At 68.8% G+C, this 18,905-nt stretch carries 15 protein-coding genes; 12 read left to right on the top strand and 3 right to left on the bottom strand.

What is annotated here, in order from left to right; translation table 11 throughout:
- Window positions 1-112: 112 nt before the first annotated feature.
- The 12 genes from ALIDE2_RS12305 to ALIDE2_RS12250 all read left to right on the top strand — a co-directional run bounded on the left by ALIDE2_RS12305 (window position 113) and on the right by ALIDE2_RS12250 (window position 14,552).
- The gene (locus ALIDE2_RS12305) at window positions 113-1,429 is read left to right on the top strand and encodes a polyhydroxyalkanoate depolymerase (RefSeq protein WP_013519103.1); all 1,317 of its coding nucleotides are present in this window, start codon (window positions 113-115) and stop codon (window positions 1,427-1,429) included.
- Between the two features lie 15 nt (window positions 1,430-1,444).
- Window positions 1,445-2,128, top strand: coding sequence for an electron transport complex subunit RsxB (gene rsxB / locus ALIDE2_RS12300; protein ID WP_013519102.1), 684 nt, complete (start codon window positions 1,445-1,447; stop codon window positions 2,126-2,128).
- Between the two features lie 91 nt (window positions 2,129-2,219).
- Window positions 2,220-3,422 carry a succinyldiaminopimelate transaminase gene (gene dapC / locus ALIDE2_RS12295; protein ID WP_013722191.1) on the top strand — a complete coding sequence of 401 codons (1,203 nt, stop codon included), beginning with the start codon at window positions 2,220-2,222 and terminating at the stop codon, window positions 3,420-3,422.
- A 7-nt stretch (window positions 3,423-3,429) separates the two neighbouring features.
- Window positions 3,430-4,254, top strand: a complete 825-nt coding sequence (gene dapD / locus ALIDE2_RS12290) for a 2,3,4,5-tetrahydropyridine-2,6-dicarboxylate N-succinyltransferase (RefSeq protein ID WP_013519100.1) — start codon at window positions 3,430-3,432, stop codon at window positions 4,252-4,254.
- 62 nt (window positions 4,255-4,316) lie between these two features.
- Window positions 4,317-5,480, top strand: coding sequence for a PilT/PilU family type 4a pilus ATPase (locus ALIDE2_RS12285; RefSeq protein WP_013519099.1), 1,164 nt, complete (start codon window positions 4,317-4,319; stop codon window positions 5,478-5,480).
- Between the two features lie 23 nt (window positions 5,481-5,503).
- A complete protein-coding gene (gene dapE, locus ALIDE2_RS12280) occupies window positions 5,504-6,682 on the top strand; it encodes a succinyl-diaminopimelate desuccinylase (protein WP_013519098.1) in 1,179 nt (392 codons plus the stop codon).
- Window positions 6,679-7,602, top strand: coding sequence for a 50S ribosomal protein L3 N(5)-glutamine methyltransferase (gene prmB / locus ALIDE2_RS12275; protein WP_013519097.1), 924 nt, complete (start codon window positions 6,679-6,681; stop codon window positions 7,600-7,602). The genes dapE and prmB overlap by 4 nt, the downstream gene beginning before the upstream one ends.
- Before the next feature lies 1 nt (window position 7,603).
- The gene (locus tag ALIDE2_RS12270; RefSeq protein ID WP_013519096.1) at window positions 7,604-8,608 is read left to right on the top strand and encodes a LysR family transcriptional regulator; all 1,005 of its coding nucleotides are present in this window, start codon (window positions 7,604-7,606) and stop codon (window positions 8,606-8,608) included.
- Window positions 8,609-8,712: 104 nt separating this feature from the next.
- On the top strand, window positions 8,713-10,293 hold the full coding sequence (locus tag ALIDE2_RS12265; protein ID WP_013722190.1) for an AMP-binding protein: 1,581 nt from the start codon (window positions 8,713-8,715) through the stop codon (window positions 10,291-10,293).
- A 1-nt stretch (window position 10,294) separates the two neighbouring features.
- On the top strand, window positions 10,295-11,524 hold the full coding sequence (locus tag ALIDE2_RS12260) for an acyl-CoA dehydrogenase family protein (RefSeq protein WP_013519094.1): 1,230 nt from the start codon (window positions 10,295-10,297) through the stop codon (window positions 11,522-11,524).
- A gap of 57 nt (window positions 11,525-11,581) precedes the next feature.
- A complete protein-coding gene (locus tag ALIDE2_RS12255) occupies window positions 11,582-12,568 on the top strand; it encodes a Bug family tripartite tricarboxylate transporter substrate binding protein (protein ID WP_013722189.1) in 987 nt (328 codons plus the stop codon).
- Window positions 12,569-12,623: 55 nt separating this feature from the next.
- Window positions 12,624-14,552 carry an ABC-F family ATP-binding cassette domain-containing protein gene (locus ALIDE2_RS12250; RefSeq protein ID WP_013722188.1) on the top strand — a complete coding sequence of 643 codons (1,929 nt, stop codon included), beginning with the start codon at window positions 12,624-12,626 and terminating at the stop codon, window positions 14,550-14,552.
- Window positions 14,553-14,980: 428 nt separating this feature from the next.
- Here the strand turns inward: ALIDE2_RS12250 and phbB are convergent, their stop codons facing one another.
- The 3 genes from phbB to ALIDE2_RS12235 all read right to left on the bottom strand — a co-directional run bounded on the left by phbB (window position 14,981) and on the right by ALIDE2_RS12235 (window position 18,845).
- The gene (phbB, locus tag ALIDE2_RS12245; RefSeq protein ID WP_013519091.1) at window positions 14,981-15,718 is read right to left on the bottom strand and encodes an acetoacetyl-CoA reductase; all 738 of its coding nucleotides are present in this window, start codon (window positions 15,716-15,718) and stop codon (window positions 14,981-14,983) included.
- Window positions 15,719-15,877: 159 nt separating this feature from the next.
- A complete protein-coding gene (locus tag ALIDE2_RS12240; RefSeq protein ID WP_013722187.1) occupies window positions 15,878-17,056 on the bottom strand; it encodes an acetyl-CoA C-acetyltransferase in 1,179 nt (392 codons plus the stop codon).
- 79 nt (window positions 17,057-17,135) lie between these two features.
- The gene (locus ALIDE2_RS12235) at window positions 17,136-18,845 is read right to left on the bottom strand and encodes a PHA/PHB synthase family protein (protein WP_013722186.1); all 1,710 of its coding nucleotides are present in this window, start codon (window positions 18,843-18,845) and stop codon (window positions 17,136-17,138) included.
- Window positions 18,846-18,905: the final 60 nt, after the last annotated feature.

Genomic DNA, 18,905 nt, shown 5'->3' with positions numbered 1-18,905 from the left:
AAGACAAGTTGAAAACTTGTCGCGCGCGAGACGTTGGCCAAGTGTTTTCCCCTACGCGCCGGGCTGTGCAAGGACTAACATATTGCACTGCAACATAAAATGCGCAAGCCCCATGCTGTACACCCTCTACGAAACCCAGCGTACCCTGATGGAGCCCTTCGCCGACCTGGCGCAAGCGGCTGCCAAGTTCTACAGCAACCCGCTGTCTCCCTTCAGTGAAACCCAGCTGGCGCACCGCATGTCGGCCGGCTACGAGCTGCTGTTCCGGCTGGGCAAGGACTACGAGAAGCCCCAGTTCGGCATCCGCACCGTCGACGTGGACGGCGTGAGCTGCGCCATCCACGAGCGCGTGGAAATCGACAAGCCGTTCTGCGAGCTGCGCCGCTTCAAGCGCTTCTCCGACGACCCCGACACCTTGCTCAAGCTCAAGGAACAACCCGTGGTGCTCGTCGTCGCGCCCCTGTCCGGGCACTACGCCACGCTGCTGCGCGACACCGTGCGCTCCATGCTCGCAGACCACAAGGTCTACATCACCGACTGGAAGAACGCGCGCCTCGTGCCTCTGTCCGAGGGGGACTTCCACCTCGACGACTACGTCAACTACGTGCAGGAATTCATCCGCCACCTGCAGCAGAAGTACGGCAACTGCCATGTGATGAGCGTGTGCCAGCCCACGGTGCCCGTGCTGGCCGCCGTCTCGCTCATGGCCAGCCGCGGCGAGACCACGCCGCTGTCCATGACCATGATGGGCGGCCCCATCGACGCGCGCCGCTCGCCCACGGCGGTCAACAACCTCGCCACGCAGCGCAGCTTCAAGTGGTTCGAGACCAACGTCATCTACCGCGTGCCCAGCAACTTCCCCGGCGCAGGGCGCCGCGTCTACCCGGGCTTCATGCAGCACATGGGCTTCGTGGCCATGAACCCTGACCGCCACGCAACCAGCCACTACGACTATTTCAAGAACCTGATCCAGGGCGACGACGCGAGCGCCGAGGCCCACCGCAAGTTCTACGACGAGTACAACGCCGTGCTCGACATGGACGCCAACTATTACCTCGAAACCATCAAGACCGTGTTCCAGGACTACAGCCTGGTCAACGGCACCTGGGACGTGCGCTCGCCCGACGGCAAGCTCGAACGCGTGCGCCCGCAGGACATCGCCGACACGGCCCTGCTGACCATCGAGGGCGAGCTCGACGACATCTCCGGCAGCGGCCAGACGGAGGCCGCCCAGGGCCTGTGCTCCGGCATCGCGCCCGAGCGCCGCATGCACTACGAGGTCAAGGGCGCGGGCCACTATGGCATCTTCAGCGGCCGCCGCTGGCGCAAGCATGTGTATGCCAAGGTGCGCGACTTCATCCGTGCCAACCAGCCCGGGCAGCCGGCCGGGGCCGTGCGCGTGCGCCGCGTGCGCACCGCCGCCGCCTGAACGGAGCGCACAGCCATGGCCCTGGCGCAGGCCTCGTCGTTACCGGCTGCAGCACTGCAGGCCCTGGCCGAGCGCATCGACGCTGCCCTGCCCCAGACCCAGTGCACACGCTGCGGCTACCCCGACTGCGCGGCCTACGCGCACGCGGTGGCCAGCGGCGAGGCCGGCATCAACCAGTGCCCCCCGGGCGGAGCCCAGGGCGTGGCGCGCCTGGCGGCGATCACCGGCCGGCCCGAACTGCCGCTGAGCGCGGCCCATGGCCAGGAGACGCCGCGTGCCGTGGCCGTCATTGACGAAAACTGGTGCATTGGCTGCACGCTGTGCATCAAGGCCTGCCCCACGGATGCCATCCTGGGCCTGAACAAGCGCATGCACACCGTGATCGCTCCGCATTGCACGGGCTGCGAGTTGTGCCTGCCCGCCTGCCCCGTGGACTGCATCCGCATGGAGAACGCCAGCGGCCAGGCCACCGGCTGGGCCGCTTGGTCCGCGCCGCAGGCCGAGCAGGCGCGCACGCGCTACAGGGCGCGGCGGGAGCGCCTGGAGCGCGAAGAGCAGCAGGCGCTAGTGGCGCCCCCGGCAGCTGGCGCCATGCCGCGCGCCGATCGGCCCGACGCGAAGGCACCCGCCGACCCCAAGCATGCGGCGATCGCCGCCGCGCTGGCACGGGCCCGCGCGCAGCGCGCCGTGCACGGCTGACCGTCCAAGGCGGAGCGCCCAGCAGGCGCAGCAGGCGGGATTCGATGGCGCCAAGCAGCCCGGTGCCTCCTTCCCCGATAATCCTCCCCCTATGAATCCCCTGCTCTCCTTATTGCAGCCCTACCCGTTCGAGCGGCTGCGACAGCTTTTCGCGGGGGTCACGCCCTCGGCCGAACACAGTCCCATCAGCCTGGGCATAGGCGAGCCGCGCCACGCCACGCCGCAGTTCATCAAGGATGCGCTGGCCGAAGGGTTGGCGGGCCTGGCGAGCTACCCGTCCACCCTGGGCGAGCCGCGCCTGCGCGAGGCCTGCGCGGGCTGGATGCAGCGGCGCTACGGCGTCGTCGTAGACCCGGCCACGCAGGTGCTGCCCGTCAACGGCTCGCGCGAGGCGCTGTTCGCCTTCGCCCAGACGGTGGTGGATGCGTCCCGCCCCGGCGCGACCGTGGTTTGCCCCAACCCCTTCTACCAGATCTACGAGGGCGCCACGCTGCTGGCGGGCGCCACGCCCCACTACGCGCCCAGCGACCCGGCGCGCAACTTCGCCGTGGACTGGGACAGCGTGCCCGAGGACGTGTGGCAGCGCACGCAGCTGCTGTTCACCTGCTCGCCGGGCAACCCCACGGGCGCCGTGATGCCGCTCACGGAGTGGGAAAAGCTGTTCGCGCTGAGCGACCGCTACGGCTTCGTGATCGCCTCGGACGAGTGCTACAGCGAGATCTATTTCCGCGACGAGCCCCCGCTCGGCGGCCTGGAGGCCGCGCACCGCCTGGGCCGCACGGACTACCGCAACCTGCTCGCCTTCACCAGCCTGTCCAAGCGCAGCAACGTGCCGGGCCTGCGCAGCGGCTTCGTGGCCGGCGATGCCGCGCTCGTCAAGGCCTTCCTGCTCTACCGCACCTACCACGGCAGCGCCATGGGGCCGGCCGTGCAGGCCGCGAGCATCGCCGCCTGGAACGACGAGACGCACGTGCAGGAAAACCGCGCGCTGTACCGCCGCAAGTTCGCCCAGGTCACGCCCATGCTGGCACAGGTCATGCAGGTGGGCCTCCCCGACGCGGGCTTCTACCTCTGGGCCAGGGTGCCGGACGCCCTGGGCATGAGCGACACCGAGTTCGCCCGGGCGCTGCTGACTCAATACAATGTGACGGTACTGCCGGGCAGTTATCTGGCGCGCGACGTGAACGGCGCCAACCCCGGCGCCCAGCGTGTGCGCATGGCCCTTGTAGCCGAGGCCGAGGAATGCGAGCAGGCCGCCCGGCGCATCGTGCAATTCATCCAATCCCGTATCTGAGCTCACCATGAGTCAACAACTGCAGACCCTGATCGACAACGCCTGGGACAACCGCGCAAGCCTTTCCCCCGCCTCCGCACCGAAGGAGGTCGTGGACGCCGTGGAACACGTAATCTCCGAGCTCAACAATGGCCAGCTGCGCGTAGCCACGCGCGAAGGCGTGGGCCGCTGGACCGTGCACCAGTGGATCAAGAAGGCCGTGCTGCTGTCCTTCCGCCTGAAGGACAACGCCATCATGAAGGCCGGCGACCTGGCCTTCTTCGACAAGGTGCCGACGAAGTTCTCCCACCTCACGCCCGACGAGATGGCCGCCACCGGCGTGCGCGTGGTGCCTCCGGCCGTGGCCCGCCGCGGCAGCTTCATCGCCAAGGGCGCGATCCTGATGCCGAGCTACGTGAACATCGGCGCCTATGTGGACGAGGGCACCATGGTCGATACCTGGGCCACCGTCGGCTCGTGCGCCCAGGTGGGCAAGAACGTGCACCTGTCGGGCGGCGTGGGCCTGGGCGGAGTGCTGGAGCCGCTGCAGGCCGGCCCCACCATCATCGAGGACAACTGCTTCATCGGCGCGCGCTCCGAGATCGTCGAGGGCGTGGTCGTCGAGGAGAACTCCGTCATCTCCATGGGCGTGTACATCGGCCAGAGCACCCCCATCTACGACCGCGCCACGGGCGAGACGATCTACGGCCGCGTGCCCGCGGGCTCTGTGGTGGTCAGCGGCAACCTGCCCAAGGACGGCGGCCGCTACAGCATGTACGCCGCCATCATCGTCAAGAAGGTGGACGCCAAGACGCGCTCCACCACCAGCCTCAACGACCTGCTGCGCGACTGACGCGCACCGGCCGGCCGATCGGCGCCCGCGCAACGACAACGACCACGAGAGAGGGAGCGAGCATGAGCACGATGGAGCGGATCTTGCGCCTCATGGGTGAGAAAAAGGCCTCCGACGTCTACCTGTCGGCCAACGCGCCGGCGCTGATCAAGATCAACGGCGAGTGCGTGCCCATCAACAGCCAGATCCTGCCGCCCGACGCGCCCAGGAACCTGCTGGCCGAAATCGTGCCGCCCGAGCGTATCGAGGAGCTGGAGGAGACGGGCGAGCTCAACATGGGCGTGCCGCTCACGGGCGTGGGGCGCTTCCGTATCAGCGCCATGCGCCAGCGCGGCACCTACGCGGTGGTGATCCGCTTCATCGCGCAGGAGATCCCGAAGCTGTCCACGCTGAACCTGCCCCCGGTTCTCGGCGCACTCATCATGGAAAAGCGCGGCCTGATCCTGGTCGTGGGCGCCACGGGCTCGGGCAAGAGCACGACGCTCGCCGCCATGCTCGATGAGCGCAACGAGGCCATGACCGGCCACATCCTCACCGTGGAGGACCCGGTCGAGTACCAGTTCAAAAACAAGCGCTCCATCGTCAACCAACGCGAGATCGGCGGCGACACGCAGTCGCTGCAGACGGCGCTGAAGAACGCGCTGCGCCAGGCGCCCGACGTGATCCTGATTGGCGAGATCCGCGACCGCGAGACCATGTCGGCCGCCATCGCCTACGCCCAGTCGGGCCACCTGTGCCTGGCCACGCTGCACGGCAACAACAGCTACCACGCGCTCAACCGCATCCTGTCGTTCTACCCCGTGGAGGTGCGCCCCACCATGCTGGGCGACCTGGCCTCGGCGCTCAAGGCCATCGTTTCGCAGCGCCTGGTGCGCACCAAGGCGGGCGAGCGCCTGCCGGCCGTAGAGGTCATGCTCAACACCAAGCTGGTGGCCGACCTGGTCGAGCAGGGCAACTTCTCCGGCGTGCGCGACGCCATGGAAAAATCCATGGCCGAAGGCTCGCAGACCTTCGAGGAGGCCCTGGCGCACCTGATCCTCAGCGACAGGATCGACCGCAAGGAAGGCCTGGCCTACGCCGACTCGCCCACCAACCTCATGTGGCGCCTGCAGAACGACTTCTCCATCGCCGCCAAGGCCGCGCAGGCCCAGCAGGAGGAGAGCCAGCCGCCCGAAGACGACGAACCCTCGTTCACCGAGATCGTGCTGGACGTCAAGCCCGTTTGAAGCGCCACCCATTTGCCTGCCCGATGCCCTCTCCTACCCTGCTGCTGACCGAACAGCTCATCGCCCGCCCCTCCGTCACGCCCGAAGACGCCGGCTGCCTCGACCTGCTGGCCGAGCGCCTTGCGCCCCTGGGCTTCGCCTGCGAGCGGCTGGACAGCGGCCCGTCCTCCTTCCGCGTCTGCAACCTATGGGCAAAAAGGGCTGCAACGCCCACCAGTCAATCGCAGGCAGCTATCAAAACAGTAGTATTCGCCGGCCACACCGACGTCGTGCCCACGGGCCCCGTGGAGCAGTGGAGCAGCGCGCCGTTCACGCCCACGCAGCGCGACGGCCGCCTGTACGGGCGCGGCGCCAGCGACATGAAGACCTCCATCGCCGCCTTCGTCGTGGCCGTGGAGGAGTTCCTAGCCGCCACGCCCGCGCCGGCCATCGCCATCGCCTTCCTGCTCACCAGCGACGAGGAAGGCCCGTCGGTAGACGGCACCAAGGTGGTCGTCGAGCAGCTGCGCGCGCGCGGCGAGCGCCTGGACTGGTGCATCGTGGGCGAGCCCACCTCCGTGCAGAGCACGGGCGACATGATCAAGAACGGCCGCCGCGGCACGCTGTCGGGCAGGCTCACCGTACGCGGCGTGCAGGGCCACATCGCCTACCCGCATCTCGCGCGCAACCCCATCCACCAGGCCGTGCCCGCGCTGGCCGAGCTGGCCGCCACCGTCTGGGACCGAGGCAACGACTTCTTCCCGCCGACCAGCTGGCAGATGAGCAACATCCACGGCGGCACGGGCGCGACCAACGTGATCCCGGGCGAGGTGGCCATCGACTTCAACTTCCGCTTCTGCACCGAATCCACGGCCGAGAGCCTGAAGGAGCGCGTGCATGCGGTGCTGGACCACCACGGCCTCGAATACGACCTGGCCTGGACGCTGGGCGGCCAACCCTTCCTGACCACGCCGGGCGAGCTGGTCGGCGCCGTGCAGCAGGCCATCCATGCCGAGACGGGCCTGACGACCGAGCTGTCCACCACCGGCGGCACCAGCGACGGGCGCTTCATCGCGCAGATCTGCCCGCAGGTGGTCGAGCTCGGCCCGCCCAACGACAGCATCCACAAGATCGACGAGAACATCCGCCTGACGGACATCGAGCCGCTCAAGAACATCTACCGCCGCACGCTCGAAAACCTCAACGCGCAGGCCGCGGCATGACGCCGGCCGTACACGGCGCCACCGTGGGCGCGCTGATCGCCAGCGGCGCGCAGCAGCTGGCCCGGGCCGGCGTGGCCTTCGGCCACGGCACCGCCAATGCGCGCGACGAGGCCGTCTGGCTGGTGCTGTGGCGCCTGGGCCTGCCACTCGACAGCGTGCTCGACGAGGACGCGCCGGATTCAGTGGCGAATCAGCCCGTAACGCCCGCCAGCCAAGCGCTGGTAGCTACGCTTTTCGAAGAACGCATCGCCACGCGCAAGCCCGCCGCCTACCTCACGCGAGAGGCCTGGCTGGTGGGCGTGCCGTTCTACGTGGACGAGCGCGCCATCGTGCCGCGCAGCTTCATCGCCGAGATCCTGGCCAACGGCAGCATCGACGACTGGCTCACCGACCGCACGACGAACGTGCTGGACCTGTGCACCGGCAACGGCAGTCTGGCCGTGCTCGCGGCGATGGCCTGGCCCGAGGTGCGGGTCACGGGCGCCGACCTCTCGCCCGACGCGCTCGCCGTGGCACGCATCAACGTCGAGCGGCACGGCCTGCAGGAACGCATCCGCCTCGTGCAATCCGACGGCCTGGCCGCCGTGCCCGGCCCCTGGGACCTGATCCTGTGCAACCCGCCCTACGTGAACGCGCAGAGCATGTCCGAGCTGCCCGCCGAATACCGCGCCGAGCCCGAGCTGGCGCTGGCCGGCGGCGGCGACGGCATGGACTTCATCCACCGCCTGCTGCGCGAGGCCCCCGCCTGCATGACGGAGGACGCCGTGCTGGTGCTGGAGATCGGCAACGAGCGCGCGCACTTCGAAGCCGCCTTTCCGCAACTGCCCGTGTTCTGGCTGCAGACCAGCGCCGGCGAGGACCAGGTGCTGCTGGTCACGCGCGCCGCGCTGCTGGCCGCAGGCACCGCGGCCCCGGGCTGAAATGGACCTGCGGGCGCTGCGCTACTTCATCGCCGTCGTCGAGGTCGGCAGCCTCTCGCGCGCAGCGCATTCACTGTATGTGGCCCAGCCGGCGCTGACGGCGCAGATCAAGAAGCTGGAGGCCGAACTGGGCGCCCAGCTGCTCGAACGCAGCCACGCCGGCGTGACGCCGACGCCGGCCGGCACCCAGCTGTACCAGGACGCCCGCCGCCTGCTCAGCGACGCCGAGGCCATGGGTGAGCGCATCCGGCGCCTGCCCCAGGGCCCGGAGGGCTCGGTCACGATCGCCGTGCCCTTCCTGCTGACCACGTTGCTGCTCGGGCCGGTCATCGCGCAGCTGTCGCAAACGCACCCGCGCATCCGCGTCTTCGTGCTCGACGGCCTGAGCCTGACGGTGCAAAAGGCCGTACTGGAGCGCCGCGCCGACATCGGCATCGTCGTCGACACCCCGGCGCTGCCCGGCCTGGACTGCCAGCCCATGGCGCAGGAGGACATCTTGCTGACGGGCCTGGACCGCGGCGCCGCAGTGGTGCCGCTGCTGCAAAGCGACCCCGGCGGCGGCCTGCCCAGCCTGGCCTTCGCCCACGCCAGCCGGCTGCCCCTGGTGCTGCAGTCGCGGCGCTTCGCCATCCGCCAGAGCGTAGAGGCGGCGGCCGAGCAGCGCGGGCTGCGCCTGAACATCGTGCACGAGCACGACTCGGCGCGCGTCATCCGCTCGCTCTACCACTGCGGCGCCGGCTTCACCTTCTCACCCGCCTGCACCCTGGCCGAGGTGTCGCTGGCCCAGCGTCAGCAGTCCGCCGCTCCGGGGCACTGGATCGTCGCCCGCGTCACCGATCCGGCATTGCAGCGGCGCTACTTCGTGACCACCCAGGCCAGCCGCGCGGACGACGCCGCCACCGCCGTGGTGCGCGAGTGCCTGCTGGCCCATGCGCGCAGCCTGATCGACGGCGGCCAGTGGCAGGCCTGCTGGCTGCTGGACGCGTCGCCGCAGGCCATCAATTAAATCGATGGCATCGAATCAATAAACAGTATTTCCTCTAACCCGCCCGGTTCTGGGACAGTCCCTGCAACGCCGCGCAAGCCGCGCGGCGCTTCGCAAGGACCGCCATGACCAGCACTTCCACTCCTCCACCGGGCTCCCCCATCCCCAACGTCGGCGCACTGGTGGCGCGCAGCTGCCGGGCCCATGCCCGCCTGCCCGCAGTCACCAGCGCGGCGCGCAGCATCACCTATGGCGAGCTGGAGCAGCGCTCCAGCCGCCTGGCCAACGCGCTGCTGTCCGGCGGCCTCGCGCGCGGCGACCGCGTGGGCATCTACCTGCACAACTGCGTCGAGATCGTCGAGATCGAAATCGCCTGCTACAAGGCCGGTCTGGTCAAGGCGCCGTTCAACGCCCGCCTGTCGCCGCGCGAGGTGGGCGAGATCGCCGCCAACAGCGAGGCGCGGATCATCGTCACCACGGCCGCGCGCGCCGAGGCCTTCCGCCCCCACCTGGGCGACCCCGGCGTACAGCTGCTGCTGCTCGACGGCCCCGCGGGCAGCGACTACGAGAGCCGCCTGGCCCGGGCCAGCGCGCATTTCGAGCCGGTGGCCGTGCGCGAGCACGAGCTGGCCGTGCTGCACTACACCTCGGGCTCGTCGGGCGTGCTCAAGGCGGCGATGCAGACCTTCGGCAACCGCCTGGCCCAGCTGCGCAAGTTCCTGATGCGCGGCGAGGGCATGCAGGCGGGCCACGTGCTGGGCCTGGTCGGCCCCATCACCCACGCCTCGGGCATGCAACTGGTGCCCGCGCTGTGCACCGGGGCCTGCATCCACCTGTTCGCGCAGTTCGAGCCCGCCGGCTTCATCGCCGAGATGCAGCAGCGGCGCGTGACCCACACCTTCATGGTGCCGACCATGATCAACATGCTGCTGGCCGAGGTGCAGGGCCGCTACCGCCCGCTGCCCGACCTGCTGCGCCTGGGCTATGGCGCGGCCCCGATGGCGCCGACGCGCATTCTGCAAGCCATGGACGTGTTCGGCCCTGTCCTCAGCCAGGGCTATGGCGCGGGCGAGACCACCTCGGGCGTGTGCGGCCTGTCGGCGCTGGACCACCTCCAGGCGCGCGCCGCGCGGCCCGAGCGGCTGGCCTCGTGCGGGCGCCCCTTCCTGGAGTCCATCGTCGAGGTGGTCGATGGCGACGGCAACCCGCTGCCCCAGGGCGAGGTGGGCGAGATCGTCGTGAGCGGCCCCGACGTGTTCGCCGGCTACTGGCGCGCGCCCGACCTCACGGCCGAGGTGCTCAGGAACGGCCGCTACCACACGGGCGACCTGGCGCGCATGGACGAGGAAGGCTTCGTCTACATCGTGGACCGCAAGAAGGACATGGTCATCAGCGGCGGCTTCAACGTCTACCCGTCGGAGGTGGAGGCCGTGCTCTACCGCCACCAGGCGGTGCAGGACGCCTGCGTGTTCGCCATTCCCGACGACAAATGGGGAGAGGCCGTCGCGGCGCACATCGTGCTCAAGCCCGGCGCGCAGCCCGACCCCGGCGCGCTGGACCGGTTCTGCGCCGAGCACCTGGGCGGCTTCAAGCGCCCGCGCCACATCGAGTTCGTGGAGCAGCTGCCCAAGAACCCCAACGGCAAGGTGATGCGCAAGACCGTACAGGCGCCGTACTGGAGCAACCTCAGCCGCAAGGTGAACTGACATGAACGCCAGCACTCCTACCACACGGCTGGCCGCCGCCGGCCCCGCACTGCCCGAAATGCCCTTCGAAGGCTCGCCCCTGGCGGCGCAGCTGATCGCGGCGCTGCGGGACTTCCTGCACGGCGAGCTGGTCGACCTGGCCCGCAGCCACGGCATAGACCACGAGCATTCGCCCGACAAGGCCCTGCTGCGCCAGGTCTGGCGGCGCTCGCACGCGCTCGGCTTCTACGGCATGTCCCTGCCACCGTCCATGGGCGGCAAGGAGCTTTCGGTGCTCGACCAAGTGCTGATCAAGGAAGCCATCTACGCTACCGGCTCGCCCTTCGCGCCCCACGTGCTGGGCGAGCTGAGCGGCCCGCCGCGCATCGGCGCGCTGGTGCGCAAGGCCACGCCGTGGCAGATGGAGCAGTTCATCGCACCGGTGGCGCGCGCCGACAAGGCCATCTGCTTCGCGCTGACCGAGGCCGGCGCGGGCTCCGACGCCGGCGCGCTGCAGACCCGCGCCACGCAGGACGGCGACCACTACGTGCTCCATGGCCGCAAGCGCTTCATCTCGGGCTCGCCCTTCGCCGACTGCGCCGTGCTGCTGGCCTCGACCGCCCCCGAGGGCGCCGCCGAGCGCGAGATCAGCGCCTTCTTCGTCGACCTGCACGCGCCGGGCGTCGAGGTGGTTAGCGGCTACAAGACCATGGCCGGCCAGTCCCACACCGGCGACATCGTGCTGGACGGCGCCCGCGTCCCAGCGGCCCAGCTGATCGGCGAGCGCGGCCGCGGCTTGGCGCTGGCGCTGGGGCGCATCACCGTCAACCGGCTGATGCACTGCCCCGCCATGCTTGGCCTGGCACAGGTGGCGCTGCGCGACGCGCGCGACTATGCGCTGGAGCGCCGGCAGTTCGGCCGCAGCATCGCCCAGTTCCAGGCCATACAGCACATGCTGGCCGACATGGCCACGCAATGGGCCGCCGCCCGCGCCCTGATGGTGCAGACGGCGCGCGCCATCGACGCCGGCATCGACGCCCGCGCCCAGGCGTCAATGAGCAAGCTGTTCTGCTCCGAGGCTGCCTTCGGCATCGCCGACCGCGCGGTGCAGATCCACGGCGGCGAGGGCATCGTCCAGGGCCGGCGCGTGGAATTCCTGTTCCGCATGCTGCGCATGTACCGCGTGCTGACCGGCACCAGCGAGATCCAGCGCAACACCATCGCCAGGGAACTGCTCGCCACGCCCGCATAGGCGGCGTGAGGCGGCAGCTCCCACATCGCACACAGCTATAGAAGCAAGGAGACGAACATGACCCCTCTGTCACGCCGCCGGATGCTGGCCCATGCGCTTGGCGCGGCCCTGCTCCCCCTGGCGGGCATGCCGGCCCGGGCCCAGGGCCGCTATCCCAGCCGCCCCGTCAAATGGCTGGTGCCCTACCTGCCGGCCACGGGGCCCGACATGGTGGCGCGCATCCTGGCCGAGGCCGTGGGCCCCTTCCTGGGCCAACCCATCGTCATCGAGAACCGTCCGGGCGCCGCGGGGAACATCGGCACGCGCGCCGTGGCCAAGTCGCCGGCCGATGGCTACACCCTGCTCTACACGGGCTCGCCGCTGGCCGCCAACATGCACATCTACAAGAACCCCGGCTACGACGCGCTCAAGGACTTCCGGCACGTCATGCGCCTGAGCAGCTCCACCGTGGGGCTGGTAGTGAACGCGGACTCCGACATCCACAGCCTGGACGACCTGCTGGCCCGGCTCAAGGCCCGCCCCGGCCAGGTGGACTACGCCTCCGGGGGCGTCGGCACGCCCTCCCACCTGGGCGTGGAGCTGTTCCTGAGCGTCACGCGCACCAAGGCCATGCACGTGCCCTACAAGGGCGCCTCCGAGCTCGTGAATGCGCTGCTGGGCAACCAAGTGACCTTCGGGATGCCGATCTTCTCGGCGGCCAACCCCATGATCAAGGCCGGCAAGCTGCGCGCGCTCGCCATCGCCGGGGCCAGGCGCAACCCGGTCGAGCCGCAGGTACCCACGCTCGCGGAGCTCGGCATCCCAGGCGTGGAGCTGACCTCGTTCGGCGGCATCTCCGTCCCCGCGGGAACGCCGGATGCGGTGGTGGAGACCATCTACAAGGCCTTCTCCGAAGCGCTCAGGCAGCCCAAGGTGGTCGCCGCGCTGCAGGAAAACGGGGGCCAGGTGGACGTGCGCGACGGAGCGGCCTTCGTGCAGAACATCCAGCAGGAAATGCAGCTGACCGCGGCCATGATGAAGCAGCTGGGGCTGAAGCCCGTCTGACCACGGCCCGCCGAGGGGCAGGCCGCGGGCTTTCGCTGGGATAATCCGCGGCCTCATGATCAGCCTCCGCAACCTCACCCTGCGCCGCGGCACGCGCGTGCTGCTCGACAGTGCTTCCGTTTCCATCAATCCCGGCGAGAAAGTCGGCCTGGTGGGGCGCAACGGCGCCGGCAAGTCCACCCTCTTCGCGCTCCTCAACGGCACGTTGCACGAGGACGGCGGCGACTTCCTCATGCCCCCGCAGTGGCGCATGGCGCAGGTGGCGCAGCACATGCCCGAGACCGCCCAGCCAGCCACGGATTTCGTGCTCGATGGCGATACGCGCTTGTCTCACCTGCGCGAGCAGCTACGAAAAGCAGAGCAATTGGGCGACGGCATGGCCATTGCCCAGGCGCACGCCGACCTGGCGGACGCCGGCGCGCACGATGCGCCGGCGCGCGCCCAGGCGCTGATCCTGGGCCTGGGCTTCCAGGTGGCCGAGCTCGACAGACCCGTCAACAGCTTCTCCGGCGGCTGGCGCATGCGCCTGCAGCTGGCGCGCGCGCTCATGTGCCCCAGCGACCTGCTGCTGCTCGACGAGCCCACCAACCACCTGGACCTGGACGCGCTGGTCTGGCTCGAAGCCTGGCTCAAGCGCTACGAGGGCACGCTCATCGTCATCAGCCACGACCGCGAATTCCTCGACGCCGTGACCCAGGTCACGCTGCACATCGACAACGCCCAGCTCACACGCTACGGCGGCAACTACAGCCAGTTCGAGGAACTGCGCGCGCAGCAGCTCACGCTGCAGCAGGCCGCGTTCGAGCGCCAGCAGGCCAAGATCGCCCACCTGCAAAAGTTCATCGACCGCTTCAAGGCCAAGGCCACCAAGGCGCGCCAGGCGCAAAGCCGCGTGAAGGCGCTGGAGCGCATGGAAAGAATCGCCCCCGTGCTGGCGAGCGCCGAATTCACCTTCGAATTCCAGGAGCCCGCCAACCTGCCCAATCCCATGCTGGCGCTGACCGACGCCTCCTTCGGCTACCGCGCCGAGGACGGCAGCGAGAAAGCCGTCCTGAGCGGCGTCAGCCGCACCGTGCTGGCGGGCCAGCGCATAGGCATCCTGGGCGCCAACGGCCAGGGCAAGTCCACCCTGGTCAAGACCATCGCCCGCACCATGGCACCCCTGGGCGGCAAGGTCACCGAGGGCAAGGGCCTCGCCATTGGCTACTTCGCCCAGCAGGAGCTGGACGTGCTGCGCCCGGACGACCACCCGCTCGCGCACATGGTGCGCCTGGCGCGCGAGCTGGGCGTGGACGCGCGTGAGCAGGACCTGCGCAACTTCCTGGGCAGCTTCAACTTCAGCGGCGACATGGTGCTGCAGAGCGTGGGCAGCATGAGCGGCGGCGAGAAGGCGCGCCTGGTGCTGGCCATGATCGTCTGGCAGCGCCCCAACCTGCTGCTGCTCGACGAGCCCACCAACCACCTGGACTTGGCCACGCGCGAGGCGCTGGCCATGGCGCTCAACGAATTCGAGGGCACCGTAATGCTGGTCAGCCACGACCGCGCCCTGCTGCGCTCCGTGTGCGACGAATTCTGGCTCGTGGGCCGCGGGCAGGTCGGGCCGTTCGACGGCGACCTGGACGACTACCAGCGCTACCTGCTCGACGAATCCAGGCGCCTGCGCGAGCAGGCCCGCGCCGCCGCCCCGGCGCCCGCGGCCGTGCCCGCCCCCGACGCGCGCGAACAGCGCCGCCTGGAGGCCCAGGCGCGGCAGCAACTGGCCGAAAAGACCCGCCCCCTGAAGCGCGAGCTGGAGACCATAGACCAGCGTCTAGCGCTGCTGGCCCAGGAGAAGGCGCAGCTGGAAGAGCGTCTGATGCAGGAGCTGCCCCCCGCCGAGATCGCGGAATCCGGCCGGCGCCTGAAAACCTGCACCGAAGAGGTCGAACGGCTCGAGGAAAAGTGGCTGGATGTGTCCGCCGCGCTGGAAGAACTGGGGCGGTGAACAGTCTGCGCGCCTTTTGATATCAGGCAAAACCGCCTATAAGGCTTGACCATAATGCGCTTGCAGCTCTCATATCAGGAGCATTTTCATCCATCCTCCAGGGGTTGCATTTTTTTGCGAGCGGCATGTCAACGTTGCACCGGGAGGCTGCGTTGTGAATACATCTAAGGAGTTATCCCTATGACCATGACCGCAATGCTCTCTGCCTGGCCCGAAGACGAACGCGACCGCAAGCGCGCCCCGAGCTGCCTGTAAGGGCGTGGGCAAGGCCCGCCGGCGGGCTTATTCGACTTCCCTTCTTCGATAGGTATCATTCAAGACCCCGAACCAGCGCCCCACGCCTCGGTTCTCCATAAAAAAAGGAACGTGCCGGCACGTTCCTTTTTGCTTTTCGACATGCCCGCCAAAGCAGCGGACATGTCGGGCCGTCAGCGCATGTGCAGGCCGCCGTTGACAGAGAAGTCGGCGCCGGTGGCATAGCCGCCCTCCTCCGAGGCCAGCCAGGCGACGATGGAGGCGATCTCGCTGGGCTCCCCGAGGCGCTTGACGGGCACGGTGTTGACGATCTTCTCCAGCACGTCGGGGCGGATGGCCTTGACCATATCCGTGCCGATGTAGCCCGGGCTCACGGTGTTCACCGTCACGCCCTTGGTGGCGAGCTCCTGCGCCAGCGCCATGGAGAAGCCGTGCATGCCGGCCTTGGCGGCCGAGTAATTGGTCTGGCCGGCCTGGCCCTTTTCGCCGTTCACGCTGCTGATGTTGATGATGCGGCCCCAGCCCTTTTCCACCATGTCGGCCACGACCTGCTTGGTCACGTTGAACATGCTGTTGAGGTTGGTCTCGATGACGGCGTCCCAGTCTTCCCGCGTCATCTTCACGAACATGCGGTCGCGCGTGATGCCGGCGTTGTTGACCAGCACGTCGATGGTGCCGTGTTCGGCCTTGGCGTTGGCGAAGGCCTGCACCGTGGAGTCCCAGTCGCCCACGTTGCCGACCGAAGCGTAGAAGGTGTAGCCCAGCGCCTTTTGTTCGTTCAGCCACTTTTCATAGTCGCGAGTGGGGCCGCAGCCCGCGATGACCTTCATCCCTTCCCGGTGCAGGCGTTGACAAATGGCAGTGCCAATTCCACCCATGCCTCCCGTGACGTATGCGACTTTCTGACTCATTGCGTGCTCCTGTTTTGTGGATGAAACGGTTACCACTCTACCCAAAAAACAAACCGGTTCCTAAAAGGAAAACACGCACGGCGGAATTGCCACCGGAGCCCAAGGATCGGGCATGATGTGTGGCTTGGCGCGGGCCGCGCGCCAAGCCACTGCGGGTGCTCAACGCTCCAGAGCCATGGAGACGCCCATGCCGCCGCCGATGCACAGCGCGGCCAGCCCCTTGGCCGCGCTGCGGCGCTGCATCTCGTGCAGCAGGGTGACCAGCACGCGGCAACCCGAGGCCCCGATGGGGTGGCCGATGGCGATCGCGCCGCCGTTGACGTTGACGCGCGCCGGGTCGATCGCCAGTTCCTTGTTCACCGCGCATGCCTGGGCGGCAAAGGCCTCGTTGAGCTCGAACAGGTCCACGTCGGCCGCGTTCCAGCCGGCGCGCTGCAGGGCCTTGCGCGACGCGGGCACGGGCCCCATGCCCATGGTGGCGGGGTCCAGGCCCGCCGTGCCGTAGGCGGCGATGCGCGCCAGCGGCTTGAGGCCCAGGGCCGCGGCCTTCTTGGCGCTCATCACCACCACGGCAGCGGCGCCGTCGTTGATGCCCGAGGCGTTGCCCGCCGTGACCGAGCCGGCCTTGTCGAATGCCGGGCGCAGGCCCGCCAGCGCCTCGGCGTTGGTCTTGCGGTTCAGGTACTCGTCGGCGTTGAACAGGACGGGATCGCCCTTTTTCTGCGGCAGCGAGACGCCGACGATCTCGTCGGCGAAGCGGCCGGCATCCTGGGCGGCCGCGGCCTTCTGCTGGCTGGCCAGGGCCAGCGCGTCCTGCATCTCGCGCGTGATCCCGTAGGCCTTGGCCACGTTCTCGGCCGTGATGCCCATGTGGTACTGGTTGTAGACGTCCCACAGGCCGTCCACGATCATGGTGTCGGTCAGCTTCCAGTCGCCCATGCGCTGGCCCTCGCGCGAGCCATTGAGCACGTGGGGCGCCAGGCTCATGTTCTCCTGGCCGCCGGCCACCACGATCTCGCTGTCGCCCGTGGCGACGGCCTGCGCGGCGAGCATGACAGCCTTCAGGCCCGAGCCGCACACGGCGTTGATCGTGAGCGCGGGGGTTTCCTTGGCCACGCCGGCCTTCATCATGGCCTGGCGCGCGGGGTTCTGGCCACAGCCGGCTGCGAGCACCTGGCCCATGATGACCTCGCCCACCTGGTCCGGCGCGACGCGCGCGCGCGCCAGGGCCTCGCGGATCACAAGGGCGCCCAGGTCCGTGGCCGGGGTCTTGGCGAGTGCGCCGCCAAACTTGCCCACGGGCGTGCGCACGGCGGAAACGATGACGATGTCTTCCATGGTGAATCCTCTTTGCTGTGATGCCTGCCGGCGCCATGCCGCAGGCGAATGAATCTTATCGGAGTGGGGGGAGCCGCCTTCAGGCCTTCTGCTTGACGTAGCGCCCCGGCGCCGGCTCTATGTCCTTGAAGTGCGGCGCCTTGCCGTAGCTCTTGGGCGCGGCGACCTGCTTGCCCGCGTGGCCCGCGAGCCAGGCGCACCAATCGTCCCACCAGCTGCCGGGCAACTCGGTCGCGCCGGCCAGCCATTCGTCCAGCGTGGGGGGCAGCTTGCCGTCCTCGCGCACCCAGTGGCTGCGCTTTTTCTTCGCCGGCGGGTTGATCACGCCCGCGATGTGGCCCGAGGCGCCCATGACGAAGCGTTTCTTGCCGGGCAGCACCTGGGTCGAAGCGTAGGCCGCGGCGGCGGGCACGATGTGGTCTTCGCGCGAGCCGTAGATGTACACGGGCAGCTTGACCTTGGAGAGGTCCAGCTTCTCGCCGCACACGGTGAGGGCGCCCGGCTCGATGAGCCTGTTCTCCAGGTAGAAGTTGCGCAGGTACCAGGCGTAGTACGGCCCGGGCAGGTTGGTGCTGTCGCTGTTCCAGTACAGCAGGTCGAAGGGCGGCGGCGTCTGGCCCTTGAGGTAGTTGTCCACCACGTAGTTCCACACCAGCTCGTTGGGGCGCAGGAAGCTGAAGGTGGAGGCGAGGTCCTGCCCCTTCATGAGCCCGCCCTGCCCCATCTGCATCTCGCGCAGGCGCACGAAGGACTCGTCGATGAACACGTCGAGGATGCCGGTGTCGCCGAAGTCGATGAGTGTGGTGAGGAAGGTGGCGCTGGCGACGCTGTCCTGCCCGCGCGCGGCCAGCACCGCCAGCGCATTGGCCAGCATGGTGCCGCCCACGCAGAAGCCCAGGGCGTTGATCTGCTTGGTCCCGGCGATCTTCTGCACGGTGGCGACGGCGGTGAGCACGGCGTCCTCGATGTAGTCGTCCCAGGTCTTGTGCGCGAGCGACGCGTCGGGGTTGCGCCAGCTCACCACGAAGGTGCGGTGGCCCTGGGCCACGGCGTGGCGGATCAGCGAGTTCTCGGGCTGCAGGTCGAGGATGTAGTACTTGTTGATGCACGGCGGCACCATGAGGAAGGGCCGCTCGTATACCTTGGGCGTGAGCGGCTTGTATTCGAGGAGCTGGAACAGCTCGTTCTCGAACACCACCGCGCCTTCGGTGGTGGCCACGTTGCGGCCCACCTCGAAGCGGCTCTCGTCGGTCATGGAGATGTGGCCCTGGCGCATGTCGTGCAGCAGGTTGGCCACGCCCTTGGCAATGCTCTCGCCGTGGGTTTCCAGCGCTTTCTTCTGCGCCTCGGCATTGAGGGCCAGGAAGTTGCTGGGCGCCATGGCGGCCAGCCACTGCTCCACGCTGAAGCGGATGCGCGCGCGGGTCTTCTCGTCGGCCTCCACGGCATCGGCCAGCCCCATGAGGGCGCGGGCCTGCAGCTGGTAGGCTGCCACGGAGAAGGCCGACAGCGGGTTGTTCGCCCAGCTCTCGCCGGCAAAGCGCCGGTCGCCGGTCTTCGACGCCTGGGCATGCAGGCCCTGGCCCCACAGCGCGCGCGCATCCTCCATGTATTGCTGCTGTAGCGCGGCGAGCTTGTCGGGCGCGAAGCTCAGCGGGGCGGAGGGCGGCATGGACATGGCCTTGCCCAGTTCCCCTGGCTGCAGCATCTGCAGCGCCTTGCCCCAGCTCTCGCCGAGTATCTGCTGGAACTGCCGAGCGCTTTCGGTCCAGTCTGTCGTCTCATCCATACTGCCTCCATGAATAGGCCCGATGCGGGCAAGGCTCTCGATTGTTGCCGAGCCGGCATC

The sequence above is a fragment of the Alicycliphilus denitrificans K601 genome, assembly GCF_000204645.1.
GTDB lineage: Bacteria > Pseudomonadota > Gammaproteobacteria > Burkholderiales > Burkholderiaceae_C > Alicycliphilus > Alicycliphilus denitrificans.
Note: the sequence above shows the minus strand (reverse complement) of the source record. Positions and strands in the feature narration are given on the sequence as shown.